The sequence below is a fragment of the Rugosimonospora africana genome (assembly GCF_016862975.1).
Classification (GTDB): domain Bacteria; phylum Actinomycetota; class Actinomycetes; order Mycobacteriales; family Micromonosporaceae; genus Rugosimonospora; species Rugosimonospora africana.
In genome coordinates this window covers 23,486-36,777 of record NZ_BONZ01000056.1, presented here as the reverse complement: position 1 = coordinate 36,777, position 13,292 = coordinate 23,486, and the positions used below count along the sequence as shown (strand labels likewise).

The following is a 13,292-nucleotide window of genomic DNA, read 5'->3' as shown; positions in this document are numbered from 1 at the left end:
GTTATCTCTGTTCGCCGGACTCAGAGTGACCTGAGCCGTAATGTGGGCATTTCCGGGAGTCCGGAAGGAGGAGCGCCATGGGCAAGTCAAAATCGGAAAAAGATCTTCGCGCCGAGGCGCAGGAGCTAGTCGACGAGCTGCCTGACGAGACCGCGGCCGGTCGAATGGTGCATGACAACGGCACACCGGCGAGCGCCGACGAATGGCTACGTAATCGCAGTAAAGCGATGAAGGGCCAGCAAACTCAGCCGAGTCCGCTGTCGGTACCACCGAAGAAAAACAACAACAACAAGCCGCCGAACCGGTAACCCCTTCAGACGGCGAACGGGCGAGCCGAGTGGCTCGCCCGTTCGTCGTGGCTTGAGACTGGGACTCAGAAGTCCATGTCCCCGCCGCCCGGCGCACCGGCCGGGGCCGGCGCCTTCTCCGGCTTGTCCGCGACCACGGCCTCCGTGGTCAGGAACAGGGCCGCGATCGAGGCCGCGTTCTGCAGCGCCGACCGGGTCACCTTGGCCGGGTCGATGATGCCCGACTCGAGCATGTCGACGTACTCGCCCGTAGCCGCGTTCAGGCCCTGGCCAGCCGGCAGGCTGCGGACCTTCTCGACCACAACGCCGCCCTCGAGGCCGGCGTTGACCGCGATCTGGCGCAGCGGAGCCTCCAGAGCGGTACGCACGATCTGAGCACCGGTGGCCTCGTCGCCCACCAGGTCCAGCTTGTCGAACGAGGTCTTGCCAGCCTGGACCAGCGCGACACCGCCGCCAGAGACCATGCCCTCCTCGACGCCGGCCTTGGCCGCACGCACAGCGTCCTCGACGCGGTGCTTGCGCTCCTTCAGCTCGACCTCGGTGGCGGCACCGATCTTGATGACCGCAACGCCACCGGCCAGCTTGGCCAGCCGCTCCTGCAGCTTCTCGCGGTCGTAGTCGGAGTCGCTCTTCTCGATCTCGGCACGGATCTGGTTGACCCGGCCCTGGATCTGGTCGGCGTCACCGGCACCGTCGACGATCGTGGTCTCGTCCTTGGTGATCTGCACCTTGCGGGCGCGGCCCAGCAGGTCGAGGGTGGCGTTCTCCAGCTTGAGACCGATCTCCTCGCTGATGACCTGGCCACCGGTGAGGATCGCGATGTCCTGCAGCTGCGCCTTGCGGCGGTCGCCGAAGCCGGGGGCCTTGACGGCAACCGACTTGAAGGTGCCGCGCACCTTGTTGACGATCAGGGTGGCCAGAGCCTCGCCCTCGATGTCCTCGGCGATGATCAGCAGCGGCTTGCTCGACTGCATGACCTTCTCCAGGCTCGGGAGCAGGTCCTTCACCGCGGAGATCTTGCTGTTGACGATCAGGATGTACGGGTCGTCGAGGACGGCCTCCATCCGCTCCACGTCAGTCATGAAGTACTGGGAGATGTATCCCTTGTCGAAGCGCATGCCCTCGGTGAGCTCAAGCTCCAGGCCGAAGGTGTTGCTCTCCTCGACGGTGATGACGCCTTCCTTGCCGACCTTGTCCATCGCCTCGGCGATGATCTCGCCGACGCTGGAGTCACCGGCCGAGATCGAGGCGACCGAGGCGATCTGCTCCTTGGTCTCCACGTCCTTGGCGAGCTTGGCCAGCTCCTCGGCGACCGCCGCGGTCGCGGCCTCGATGCCCCGCTTCAGAGCGATCGGGTTCGCGCCGGCGGCGACGTTGCGCAGGCCCTCGCGGACCAGCGCCTGAGCCAGAACGGTCGCCGTCGTGGTGCCGTCACCGGCCACGTCGTCGGTCTTCTTGGCAACTTCCTTGACCAGCTCAGCGCCGATCTTCTCGTACGGGTCCTCGAGCTCGATTTCCTTGGCGATGCTCACACCATCGTTGGTGATGGTGGGGGCGCCCCACTTCTTCTCGAGCACGACGTTGCGGCCCTTCGGGCCCAGCGTCACCTTGACGGCGTCGGCGAGGTTGTTCATGCCCCGCTCAAGACCGCGGCGCGCCTCCTCGTCGAACGCGATGATTTTGGCCATTCGGCGTTGTCCTCCTGGACAATCCCGGCGCCTCCGCTTCTTAGACGGCGGCCCGTTTGCTTACGCGTGGTCAGAACAGTGCGACCACCCCGGCAGACACGCCGGCTTGGGCAACACCGCTCCCCGGCCGGGCCGATTAGCCCGCGACGACTGGCCCCACTGCTGGGACCCCACCGCCCCGACCGTTGGCACTCAGCCTACCCGAGTGCCAATCACTTGTTTAGCACTCTCCCCTGACGAGTGCAAGCGTCTGTGGCCGCGCCGGGCCGGGGGTTCGCGTCGGTGAACCGGGGTCGGTACGCCGGTTGATACCAAGGGAGCGCGGGTCGGGGAATCGGGCCGCACGGAGGGGCCGCGCAGAGGGCCCACAGCACTGCGGCAGCAGCCCGTGGGGAGGGCCGCTGGAAAGGCCGCGGGGCCGCGATGGGCCCGCCCGCGGGCCGGGCCGGGCGGAGGGTTCCGCCGGATCGCGCGGAGGGTTCCGGCCGGGCCGGAACCGCGGTCGCGCCCCGGGCGGCGGCCCGACGTTGGGAAAGATCAAGAGCCGCAGAGGCGGGTCCACTGTCGGATGCCAGCGGCTCTCATCAAGACCTAAGAGGGTGGGAGCACGGCCCACGACGAGAAGATCAGAAACGACACACGGGACACCGAATCACCACAGAGGTGAGGATCGATGTCCCGTGATGTCACGTCTGATACGGCCCGCGATAGCCGGCCTCGCAGACTCAGGCGATCAGGCGGACCTTCTCCGCCTGCGGGCCCTTCTGACCCTGCGCGATCTCGAACTCGACGCGCTGACCGTCTTCCAGCGACTTGTAGCCGTCCATCTCGATCGCGGAGAAGTGGACGAAGACGTCCTGCCCCCCGTCGACCGCGATGAAGCCATAGCCCTTCTCGCTGTTGAACCACTTGACGGTGCCCTGTGCCACGGTGCACTTCCTCACTTCGATGGTGCTGGGTCTCTCAACCCCCGACCCCACCGCGGAGCCGGTGCCGCGGTTTGCTTACCGGGTCTGGCGGGACACGGGGCGAAACAGCGACCGAAAAAGCACGGTACACGAGCGGTCTGTTAGCCGCACCCCCGCAAATCGGACCTCATGGTCACAGTCGAGACTCAATGGGTACCGCCGGGTAAGCGCCGAACGGTAGGACTATCGGAACCGCAGGCTCGCGCGGTTTTTAGGCGGGCCGGTCAAGCGGCTACGGAGAGAAGAGAGCTAGCGCAATGGGCGAAGCGGTAGTGCGCCGAGTGACGATCGCTGATGCGGCAATGGCCCGGGCACTGCGCCTGGAAATGCTCGCGGACACGCCGCTGGCGTTTCTCGAAACAATCGACGAGGCGGCCGCCCGGTCGCACGCCCAGTTCAAGGCCAAGTTCTCCGAACGGGTGGCGGGCAACCAGTCGGCACTGTTCGTCGCGGCGGCCGACGGCCGGCTGGTCGGGCAGGCCGGTGGCTTCACGCCGCCCGGCACCCGGGACGTCACGCTGATATACGCCGTGTACCTGACGCCCGCGTGGCGGGGCAGCGGCCTGTTGGGGCGGCTGATCGAGGCCGTCGCGCAGTGGTCCCGCGCGGCCGGGCGGACCGAGCTGGAGCTGGAAGTGGTCGTCGGCAACGATCGGGCGGTCCGGGCGTACCAGCGGCTCGGCTTCGTGGACACCGGCCTGCGCGCGCGGCACCCGACGGTACCGGTGCTCACCGAGCTGAAGATGCGCCGTACGGCCTGATCCGACGCCGGTACGGCGTTGCCCGACCCACCGACGGCGGGCCGGGCAGCGGACGGGTGGATCGTCAGATGTGCCGGCGGGACTGCACGATCCGGAACCGGTTGGAGACATAGGCACCGTCGGTCAGCGCGGCGTTCGCCGCCGGGTTGGCGCCACTGGCGTGGAAGTCGGAGAACGCGGCGGACTGGTTGACGAAGACACCACCGGTCAGGTTCGCCGAGAGGTGCACGCCGACGTCGATCGCCGCGTCCTCGACGGCGGCCAGTACGTCCGGCGAGGTCGAGTACACCGCCGCGGTCAGCGCGCCCTTGGCACCGACCGTACGGCGGAACAGCGCGACGCTCTCGTCCGTCGACTCGGTGGCGACGACGAACGAGATCGGCCCGAACCATTCGCCGTCGAACACGGCCACCTGAGACGAATCCTGCGTCAGGATGAGCGGAGTTCGCACCACCGCGTCCGGGTACGCCGGGTGGTTGACGGTACGGGAGTCGAGCAGTACCGTCCCGTGCCCCCGGGCCGCCTCGATGCGCGCCGACACGGCGTCGTTGACGATCGCACCGGTCAGCTCGACCGCCCGGGCGTCGTCACCGGTCAGCTTCTGTACCGCTCCGGCGATGCCGGCCGCCACCTCGTCGAACGACTTGTGCCCGTCGGCGGTCTCGATCCCGCCGCGGGGCACCAGAATGTTCTGCGGGGTGGTGCACATCTGTCCACTGTAGAGAGTCAGGGAGAATGCGATGTTGCCGCACATGCCGGCGAAGTCGTCGGTGGAGTCGACGATGATCGCGTTTACCCCGGCCTTCTCGGTGAACACCACCGCCTGGCGGGCGTTGGCTTCCAGCCACTCGCCGTACCCGGTGGATCCGGTGAAGTCGATGATCCGCACCTCCGGCCGCAGCGCCAGCGTGGAGGCCAGCTTCTCGTCCGGCCCCTCGGGCGCGAGCTGGATGATGTCCGGCTCGAATCCGGCTTCCACCAACACTTCCCGCGCGTACCGGACGGTGATCGCCAACGGCAGCACCGCGCGCGGGTGCGGCTTGACGATGACCGGGTTGCCGGTGGCCAGCGACGCGAACAGGCCGGGGTACGAGTTCCAGGTCGGGAACGTGTTGCAGCCGACCACCAGCGCGACTCCGCGCGGTACCACGTGGAAGGTCTTGTTCATCCGCAGCGGATCGCCCCGACCGGCCGGCTTCTCCCAGTCGGCGGCGGCCGGGTGACGGGTCTGCTCGGCGTACGCGTAGGCCAGCGCCTCCAGCGCCCGGTCCAGCGCGTGCGCGCCGCCGGCCTGGAACGCCATCACGAACGCCTGGCCGGTGGTGAACTGCACCGCGTTGGCCAGCTCGAAGATGTGCTCGTGCAGCCGCGCCAGGATCTCCAGGCACACCCCCGCCCGTACCTGCGGGCCGGCGGCGCGCCAGGCGGGCAGCACACCGGTCGCGGCGTCGATCAACGCATCGGGTGAGGCGTGCGGATACCGGACATCGAGCGCGATGCCGAACGGGGACGACTCGGTAGCCACCACGGAATCGCCCGGCTGGTCGAGGGGGAAGTCCGTACCGAGGTAGGACCGGAAGTCCGCGGCGCCGGCGCTGGCGGCTCCCTCGCCGTACACCCTGGGGCTCGGCGATTCGGGGTAGGCGGACCAGTAGCCGCGCTCGGCGATCGCGGTCAGCGCTCGCTGGAGCGTGTCGGAGTGCTTCGCGTACAGCTCGTGGCTGGCGACGGTGGCAGTCATGGGCCAATGATGCCGCATCCCGCGGTCCCCGGCCGTGGTGACTTTGCCCCAGTCGTGCGGCGGACAGTTCCCGCGACCGGCCGGCCCCGCCACAGGCGGGCGTCCCGACAGACAGTCAGGTGGGGCGATGCTTGTGGCATCGCCCCACCCCCGTTCCTGATCTCCAGAGTGGGGAACAACGCAGCCAACGGAGTCCGCTCCGGTGATCAGGTGTCTATGCGGCCGGCGCCCCCTCCGGTACCGGGTCCGGCTCGTGCGTAGGCAGCTCGCGCATCCAGCGCAGCGGCGACAGGAACACCGGCAGGAAGCAGAACAGGCCGCCGATGGCGCCGATCCACATCGCCGGCCGGACGCCGAGCGTTTCGCCCAGCAGCCCGCCGAGCAGTCCACCCACCGGCATCGTGCCCCAGACCAGGAAGCGCATGGTGGCGTTCATCCGGCCGAGCAACCGCTCCGGGCACAGGCCCTGGCGGAAGCTGACCTGGGCGACGTTGTAGACCACCACCCCGTACCACCAGATGCCGTTGCCGATCGCGGCCAGCCACAGCAGGATTCCGCGCTGGGCCATCGGCATCAACAGCGCGAACGGCGCGCTGACCAGGGGTGCGATCCAGATCGCCGGCCCCTGGCCCAGCCAGCGCGCGATCCTGGTCGCGGTGAACGCGCCCAGCAGGCCCCCGATCGCCGGCACCGAGCTGAACAGGCCGATCTGCCAGGGCGGCAGGCCCAGGATCCGGGCCAACAGCAACACCAGCATCGCGGCGCCGATCGCGCTGAACAGGTTGGACGAGCCGGTGCACGCGGCGATCGAGCGGAGCATGCGGTTGCCGAGCACGAACCGCAGCCCTTCCATGATCTCCCGGCCGAGGTGCGCGTCCGGCTTGCGCTCCGGCCGGGACTCGCGGCGCCGGATCCGGGTGACGAACAGCGCGGAACCCAGGTAGCTGAGCCCGTTGACGGCGATCGCGAACGGCGCGGTGAACGCCTGGACGATCAGGCCGGCGACGGCCGGGCCGCCGATCTGGTTCACCGCCCGGACCGACTCCAGCTTGGCGTTGCCCTCGATCAGGTTTTCCCTGCCGACCAGGTGCGGCAGGTAGCTCTGGTATGCCACGTCGAAGAACACGGTGCAGACGCCGGCCAGCAGCGCGACGACGAACAGCTGCTCCACGGTCAGCCAGTGCAGCCACCAGGCGATCGGGATGCTGCCGAGCAGCACGGCCCGGCCGAGGTCGCCGGCGATCAGAACGTTGCGCCGCCGCATCCGGTCCACCCAGGCACCGGCCGGGAGCCCGACGAACAGGAAGGCGGCCGTCTCGCAGGCGGTCAGCGCGCCGACCTCGAACGTGGTCGCGTGCAGCGCGAGCACCGCGACCAGCGGCAGCGCGAGGAGGGTGACCTGGGCGCCGAGCTGGCTGATGGTGTCCGCGAGGTAGAGCTGGCGGAAGTCGTGCTGGTCCAGCAGCCCCAGGCGCCTGCGCAGGGGACCCCGGGCGGGGCGGGCATCGGCGTCCCCGCCGGCGAGCGCCCGCTCATCAGTGTCGACCATCACCCCGCCGGAGTCGGCCGAGAACGGGCCGTCCGTGCCTGCCGACGCACCCACTCCCACGGGCACAGCCGCAGGCAGGAGGTCATCGTCGGGTGGCATGAGGGCAGCGTGCGCTACTGATTGGGAAAAGTCAACCGGTTCTCTCGGTGATCCGGGTTTTCTGCCCTAGGCTGAACGAGCCATGGCATTCGACAAGCAACGCAGGCCGGCGACCGAGCGGGAAGCCCGCGCGCTCGCCTCGTCCCTGCGGCTGCGCATCCTGCGGCTGTGCCTCGACAGGCCACTGACCAACAAGGAGATCGCGGCCCGCCTGGACCTGAACCCAGCGACCACACTGCACCACGTGCGCACGCTGGTCGCCACCGGTTTTCTCGCCGCCGGGCCGGAGCGCCGGGGAGCGCGGGGCGCCCGGGAGGTGCCGTACATGGCGACCGGGAAGTCCTGGACGCTCGACGTGCGCGACTCCGGGGTCGAGGGTGGCAGCGAGGCGATGATCGAGGCGTTCCTGGACGAGGTACGGCTCGTCGACGAGGCCGACAGGCAGCTTTCCCGGCTGGGGCTGCGGCTGGACAAGAAGGACATCGAGGAGTTGCGCGAACGGGTGGCCGACCTGTTGAACGAATACGCGTCCCGCCCGCTCGATCCGGAGGGCGAGCCCTATTCGGCCTTCGTCGCGCTGTACCCCGACACGTCCCGGGAGTAGCCCGGATCCGCGGCTCTCCACGGCAACCGCTGCCGCACCCGGTGTCCGGCACTGGGCCCGATTCGACCCCAGAATTGGTCGAGAGGACGCTCGCACAGCGCTTCTGCACTGGGTCGCTGGTCTCCCGAGTAACCCCGAGGCCAAGCGGCGATGCGTCCTCCCGCACGCAGCATCCTGCGCGCCTCGGCGAGCGTCGTCAAGCCCTCGAACCCGTATGAGATGGACCCAAAGCAAATTCACGATTACTCACCGCTATCTACACGTCAACCTTACGGTTGACGCGCCAGATCAGTCGCCGTGCATGCCAGCACGGCACTCACGGTGAGTAGTCAAGGGCCCCTAAAAAATCACCCGAGCAGGCCGGCCTCGCGAGCCGCCCGGAGCGACGGCTTGACCCGATGAGTCGGACCGACCAGGCCGGCGACCGCGTCCAGGGTCTTGAGTCCCTCGCCGGTGTTGAGCACCACGGTCTCCGCGCTCGGGTCCAGCCGACCAGCCGCCACCAGCTTGCCCAGCACCGCGGTGGTCACGCCGCCCGCGGTCTCGGCGAAGACCCCGGTCGTGCGGGCGAGCTGCCGGATCGCGGCGCGGATCTCGTCGTCGTCGGCGTAGTCCATCCAGCCGCCGGTGCGCCGCACCGCCTCCAGGGCGTACAGGCCGGCCGCCGGGTCGCCGATGTTGAGTGACTTGGCGATCCCGGTCGGGCGTACCGGGGTGATCACGTCGGTGTCGGCGTGCAGCGCCACCGCGATCGGGTTGCAGCCGGCCGACTGGGCGCCGAAGATCTTCCACGGGGTGTCCGGGACCAGGCCGATCGCGACCAGTTCGCTGAACGCCTTGTCCACCTTGGTCAGCAGCTCGCCCGAGGCCATCGGGATGACCACCTGCGCCGGGAGCCGCCAGCCGAGTTGCTCGGCGATCTCGTACCCGAGAGTCTTCGAGCCCTCCGCGTAGTACGGCCGGACGTTGACGTTGACGAACGCGGTGTCCTCGAACTCGTCGGTCTCGGTCAGCTCCGAGCACAGCCGGTTCACGTCGTCGTACGAGCCCTCGATGGCCACCACGTCGCCGCCGTACACCGCGGTGGTGAGCACCTTGCCCTGCTCCAGGTCGGACGGGATGAACACCACCGACGGCACCCCGGCGTGGGCGGCGTGGGCGGCGACCGAGTTGGCCAGGTTGCCGGTCGACGCGCAGGCGAACCGGGTGAAGCCCAGCCCCTTCGCCGCGGTCAGCGCGACCGATACGACCCGGTCCTTGAACGAGTGGGTCGGATTCGCCGAGTCGTCCTTGACCCACAGTTGCCCGGTCATGCCCAGTTCGGCGGCGAGCGCGTCGCCGCGGACCAGCGGGGTGCACCCCGGGTTGAGGCTGACCCGGCTGGCCGGGTCCTGACCGACCGGCAGCAGCGGGGAGTAGCGCCAGAGGTTCTGCGGCCCGGCTTCGATCTGCTCCCGGGTCACCCGGGCCAGTGCCGCCTGGTCGTAACCGACCTCCAGCGGACCGAAGCACTCATAACAGGCGTGCTGCGCGGCCAGCGGGTACTGCGCGCCACAGCCGCGACAGACCAGGTGCCGGGCGGCGGTGGGAGCGGGGTCGGTGGAACTGACAGTTACGTCGAGTGTCGACGTCATGGGAGGCCGTCCTCTCATCTTCCCAGGGCGAATCTCACACGCCTGGACGGAATTGGCACCAGCCACGGCGGGCCTCAACGTCGAGGTATCGCGGTGGTTGCCGGGGCTTCAACGGGCCGTTCCCTCTGCCCCTCTGGATGAGGTATTCAGTTGTCTTTCCGGGACAGCTTAGCTGACCACGTCCTTGCGCATGAAGTGCCACCAGGCCGTGCCGAAGAACACGGCGGCGTAGGCAAGCGTCGCGATCGCGCCCTTGACCATGTCGTCCGTCTGCACCGGATTGGAAATCAGACCGAGCCAGGCGTCCCCGTAGTGAGTGGGCAGGATCACTCGTATCGAGCCGAGCGCGGTGATCTGGTCCAGGATCCCGGACAGGATCTGGAGCAGTACGGCGCCGCCCACCGCCCCGAGGGGCGCGTCGGTCGACACCGACAGAAGGAACGCCAGCCCGGCGGTGATCAACAGGGTGACCGCCACGAACCCGACGATCCCGAGCAACCGCACCACGGCGGTACCCGGAGCGATGTCCCCGGCGACCGTGGTGCGCAGCGGATGCCAGCCATAGCGCAGCGTCCCAGCCAGCAGCGCCGTGCCGGTCAGCAGGATCAGGGAGCACAGGCTGTAGAACAGCGACACGAGCAGCTTGCTGCCCAGCAGCCGGCCGCGCGGCACCGGTGCGGCCAGCAGGTACCGCAGCGAACCCCAGCTCGCCTCGCTGGCCACCGTGTCGCCGCAGAACAGCGCGACGACCACGACCAGCAGGAAGGACGCAGAGACCAGCAGGGTGAACAGGGCGAAGTTGAGCCCGCCGGACTTGGCGATGTCGGCCAGCGCGGCGAACTGCCCCCGGTCCCCGCCTCCGCCGTTGCCCCCGCCGAACTCGAACGCGAGCAGGATGACCAGCGGGAGTAGCACCATGAAGCCCAGGCTCAGCTGGGTACGGCGGCGACTGGCCTGGCGGCGCAGTTCGGTCCGGAAGGTGAGCGTGGCCGTCGGCCGGTACCCGGCGGCCGAACCGTCCACAGTGGACGACATGGTACTCGTGGCCATCACCGCTCCCCACTCGCCTTGGTGTCCCCGCCGACCAGCGACAGGAACGCGTCCTCCAGCCGGCGGCGCGGCACCACCCGGTTCACGCCCACTCCGGCTCGAACCAGCTCGGCCACCACGTCCGCCCGGTCCGCCCCGTCCAGGTCGGCGATCAGCGTGCCGTTGCCCTCACCGGACACGCTGCGTACGCCGCTGCGGTTGAGCACCTCGGTCGCGGTGGCCGGATCGGACACGTCGAACTGCACCGACGGCGAGTCGCCGACGATGTCGTCGACCGGCCCGTCGGCCACCACCGTGCCCTTGTGCACCACCACGACGTGGGTGCAGGTCTGCTCCACCTCGGCGAGCAGGTGACTGGACACCAGCACCGCGCGCCCGTCCGTGGCGTACCGGCGCAGGACCCGGCGCATCTCGGCGATCTGCGGCGGATCCAGCCCGTCCGTCGGTTCGTCCAGCACCAGTAGCTCGGGGAGGCCGAGCATGGCCTGGGCGATGGCCAGCCGCTGCCGCATGCCGTGGCTGTACGTCTTGATCCGGCGGTGTACCGCGTCGCCCAGCCCGGCGATGTCCAGTGCCTCGTCCAGCCGGGCGTCGGCCAGCGGGCGGCCGGTCGAGCGCCAGTACAGCTGGAGGTTGGCCAGGCCGGACAGGTGCGGCAGGAACCCCGGCCCCTCGACCAGCGCGCCGAGCCGGGACAGCACCGGGGCGCCGGACACCAGCCGGTGCCCGAACACGTAGATGTCGCCCGCGGTCGGCTTGGTCAGACCCATCAGCACCCGCAGCGACGTGGTCTTACCGGCTCCGTTCGGCCCGAGGAGGCCGACCACCTGGCCGCGCCGGACGGTGAAGTCCACTTTGGACACCGCGACGAATCCGTCGCCGTACTCCTTGCGCAGCCCGCTGACCACCAGCGGTATGTCGGCCAGGTCGGCCCGTGCCAAGTGCGACTGGTCCGGGTCGTCTCGCGGCGACAGACGCGCCGAGCCGGACCGGTTTGAGAACTTGCGGTGGCGGCGCCGCCCGAGCACGATCGCGACGACGGTCCCGATCGCCAGCGCGGCGGCCAGCCCGGCGAGGATCCACCGCCAGATGAGATCCGGGGAGGCGATTGGTGTGCTGTGCACGGTGGGCAGCCGCACGCCGCCGGTCACGGCGAGCTGGTACACGGTCGGGTCGGGCGGGCTCAGGTACGCCTGGTCCGAGGTGGCCACGGTGACCCGCAACCGGTGCCCGGCCTGGAACTGGTGCACGATTCCGGGCAGCGTGACCGTCACCGCCGGGGCGTCGGCCAGCGTCGCCGGCAGTCCGGTCAGGCGCACCGGCGCCACCAGACCGTCCGGCAGTGTGGCGCCGCTGTGCGGATCGACGTCGTACAGCTTGACGAACAGCACCGCCTGGCCGGTCGGGCTGGCCGCCCGTACCCGCACGGTCGGCGTACCGACGACGTCCACAGTGGACTTCAGCGGCTCGGAGTAGAAGTCGGCGTGCTGCCCGGGTACGTCCTGGGCGGTACCGCCGGTGGCGCCGGCTGGTCCACCGCCGACCCCCGGTACCGTCGAGATCCCCGCCGGCGTGCCGTTGGGTGGGTTGACGGCCGGCTGCGGCGGCCCGGCGACCGTGACGGTCGTCGAGGACTGGCCGGACAGCCCCGGGTATCCGTGGACCGAGTAGCCCAGCGCGACCACGCTGTCGGTGTTGGCGTCGATGCCGGCGAGCCGGGAGTAGGTGAAGCTGGTGGACGGCGCCGACCCCTTGCCCAGCAGGTAGTGGTCGAGCCACTGCACGGTCAGGTACCGGTTGCGGTCCTGGTCGGACTGCGGCCCGTTCCCGCCGTCGTGGCCGCCGATGAACCAGTCGACCTGCACCGGGGTGCCGTTCGCGGCGATGCCCTTCGCGTTCGCGTCCGCCTCGGACAGCGGGAACAGCGAGTCGGCCTGCCCCTGAATCAGCAGCGCGGGCGCGTGGATCCGGTCGAGCACGCTGGCCGGGCTCGACCGTTCCAGCAGGGCCAGCTGATCGGGGGTGGCCCGGCCGGTGGTCGCGATCGACAGGTACGCGGCACAGAGGTCCGCCGCGAAGCGGCCACACGTAGGGGTGGCGCCGGTGGGTGGGGTAAGGGCGCCGCCGGCTCCCGGCAAGGTGGCACCGCCGGCTCCCGGCACGGCAGCACCGGATCCGGGCAGCGCGGCGGGCACCGCTCCGCCGGTGAAGAAGATGCCCGCCCAGCCCTTCTTGAACACCCCGGAGGACGCGCCGGCGCCGGTCGCGCTCGGCAGGAACGCGTTGCCCAGGTCGTTCCAGGTGATCTGCGGGACGATCGCGTCGACCCGGCGGTCGTACCCGGCCAGCATCAGCGCCAGCCCGCCGCCGTACGAGGCACCGACCGCGGCGACCCGCGGGTCCCGTGGGCCGTCCTTGCGCACCTCGGGGCGAGCGGACAGCCAGTCGATCAGGTGCTGCGCGTCCTTGACCTCCCAGTCCGGGCTGTCCAGGTGGATCTGCCCGCCGCTTTCGCCGAAGCCCTCGGCCGTCCAGGCGAGCACCGCGTACCCGCGACTCGCCAGATCCTTCGCGTCGTCCGCGACGTCGTCCTTGGTACCGCCGAAGCCGTGTGCCAGCAGCACCGCGGCGGCCGGATGGGCGGCCGAGGCCGAATCCGGCTGGTAGTAAGTGGTGTCCAGGCTGATCGGGGTGGTGCCGGCCGGCCCGGTCTGCACCGTGATCATCTGGGACGTGATCCGATAGCCGGGCGACGACGGCCGGACCGCCCAGGACAGCGCCCCGACCAGCACGGCGAGCACCACCGCACCGATGACGATCCGGCGCCGGGTCAGGCGCGGACGGGGCAGGGCGCGACGAAGGCGCGCGGACAGCGCTGTGGGCATGGTCG

General features: G+C 69.8%; 10 protein-coding genes and 1 riboswitch. Of the genes, 3 read left to right on the top strand and 7 right to left on the bottom strand.

Annotation, left to right across the window (positions count from 1 at the left end; all coding sequences use genetic code 11):
- Positions 1 to 77: 77 nt before the first annotated feature.
- Positions 78 to 308 (top strand): hypothetical protein, encoded by a 231-nt coding sequence (locus Raf01_RS28610; RefSeq protein WP_203921141.1) that lies wholly within the window; start codon positions 78 to 80, stop codon positions 306 to 308.
- Between the two features lie 65 nt (positions 309 to 373).
- Here the strand turns inward: Raf01_RS28610 and groL are convergent, their stop codons facing one another.
- Complete coding sequence (gene groL, locus Raf01_RS28605) at positions 374 to 1,996, bottom strand: chaperonin GroEL (protein WP_203921140.1); 1,623 nt, start codon at positions 1,994 to 1,996, stop codon at positions 374 to 376.
- 725 nt (positions 1,997 to 2,721) lie between these two features.
- Positions 2,722 to 2,925: a cold-shock protein gene (locus Raf01_RS28600; RefSeq protein WP_203921139.1), complete on the bottom strand. Its 204-nt coding sequence runs from the start codon at positions 2,923 to 2,925 to the stop codon at positions 2,722 to 2,724.
- A 296-nt stretch (positions 2,926 to 3,221) separates the two neighbouring features.
- Between Raf01_RS28600 and Raf01_RS28595 the strand changes: the two genes are divergently transcribed.
- The gene (locus Raf01_RS28595; protein ID WP_203921138.1) at positions 3,222 to 3,725 is read left to right on the top strand and encodes a GNAT family N-acetyltransferase; all 504 of its coding nucleotides are present in this window, start codon (positions 3,222 to 3,224) and stop codon (positions 3,723 to 3,725) included.
- Between the two features lie 64 nt (positions 3,726 to 3,789).
- On the opposite strand, the gene paaN is transcribed toward Raf01_RS28595, so the two are convergent.
- On the bottom strand, positions 3,790 to 5,466 hold the full coding sequence (paaN, locus tag Raf01_RS28590) for a phenylacetic acid degradation protein PaaN (protein ID WP_203921137.1): 1,677 nt from the start codon (positions 5,464 to 5,466) through the stop codon (positions 3,790 to 3,792).
- Between the two features lie 214 nt (positions 5,467 to 5,680).
- Entirely contained in the window at positions 5,681 to 7,114 is a 1,434-nt protein-coding gene (locus Raf01_RS28585) for an MFS transporter (protein WP_239133996.1), read from the bottom strand.
- Between the two features lie 82 nt (positions 7,115 to 7,196).
- Between Raf01_RS28585 and Raf01_RS28580 the strand changes: the two genes are divergently transcribed.
- Positions 7,197 to 7,718: a helix-turn-helix domain-containing protein gene (locus tag Raf01_RS28580; protein WP_203921136.1), complete on the top strand. Its 522-nt coding sequence runs from the start codon at positions 7,197 to 7,199 to the stop codon at positions 7,716 to 7,718.
- A gap of 347 nt (positions 7,719 to 8,065) precedes the next feature.
- On the opposite strand, the gene thrC is transcribed toward Raf01_RS28580, so the two are convergent.
- From thrC to Raf01_RS28565, 3 genes are all read right to left on the bottom strand, one after another.
- Positions 8,066 to 9,352: a threonine synthase gene (thrC, locus tag Raf01_RS28575; RefSeq protein ID WP_203921135.1), complete on the bottom strand. Its 1,287-nt coding sequence runs from the start codon at positions 9,350 to 9,352 to the stop codon at positions 8,066 to 8,068.
- Between the two features lie 11 nt (positions 9,353 to 9,363).
- Positions 9,364 to 9,496, bottom strand: a riboswitch (SAM riboswitch).
- 24 nt (positions 9,497 to 9,520) lie between these two features.
- The gene (locus Raf01_RS28570; RefSeq protein WP_203921134.1) at positions 9,521 to 10,402 is read right to left on the bottom strand and encodes an ABC transporter permease; all 882 of its coding nucleotides are present in this window, start codon (positions 10,400 to 10,402) and stop codon (positions 9,521 to 9,523) included.
- Positions 10,402 to 13,287, bottom strand: a complete 2,886-nt coding sequence (locus Raf01_RS28565; protein ID WP_203921133.1) for an alpha/beta fold hydrolase — start codon at positions 13,285 to 13,287, stop codon at positions 10,402 to 10,404. Before Raf01_RS28565 ends, Raf01_RS28570 begins: the two co-directional genes overlap by 1 nt.
- Positions 13,288 to 13,292 lie beyond the last annotated feature (5 nt).

What these genes read in the sequence shown, in the direction of transcription:
- Raf01_RS28610 (WP_203921141.1), top strand. Translation starts at nt 78, where the DNA reads ATGGGCAAGTCAAAATCGGAAAAAGATCTTCGCGCCGAGGCGCAGGAG.
- groL (WP_203921140.1), bottom strand. Translation starts at nt 1,996, where the DNA reads ATGGCCAAAATCATCGCGTTCGACGAGGAGGCGCGCCGCGGTCTTGAG.
- Raf01_RS28595 (WP_203921138.1), top strand. Translation starts at nt 3,222, where the DNA reads ATGGGCGAAGCGGTAGTGCGCCGAGTGACGATCGCTGATGCGGCAATG.
- paaN (WP_203921137.1), bottom strand. Translation starts at nt 5,466, where the DNA reads ATGACTGCCACCGTCGCCAGCCACGAGCTGTACGCGAAGCACTCCGAC.
- Raf01_RS28585 (WP_239133996.1), bottom strand. Translation starts at nt 7,114, where the DNA reads ATGCCACCCGACGATGACCTCCTGCCTGCGGCTGTGCCCGTGGGAGTG.
- Raf01_RS28580 (WP_203921136.1), top strand. Translation starts at nt 7,197, where the DNA reads ATGGCATTCGACAAGCAACGCAGGCCGGCGACCGAGCGGGAAGCCCGC.
- thrC (WP_203921135.1), bottom strand. Translation starts at nt 9,352, where the DNA reads ATGACGTCGACACTCGACGTAACTGTCAGTTCCACCGACCCCGCTCCC.
- Raf01_RS28570 (WP_203921134.1), bottom strand. Translation starts at nt 10,402, where the DNA reads ATGGCCACGAGTACCATGTCGTCCACTGTGGACGGTTCGGCCGCCGGG.
- Raf01_RS28565 (WP_203921133.1), bottom strand. Translation starts at nt 13,287, where the DNA reads ATGCCCACAGCGCTGTCCGCGCGCCTTCGTCGCGCCCTGCCCCGTCCG.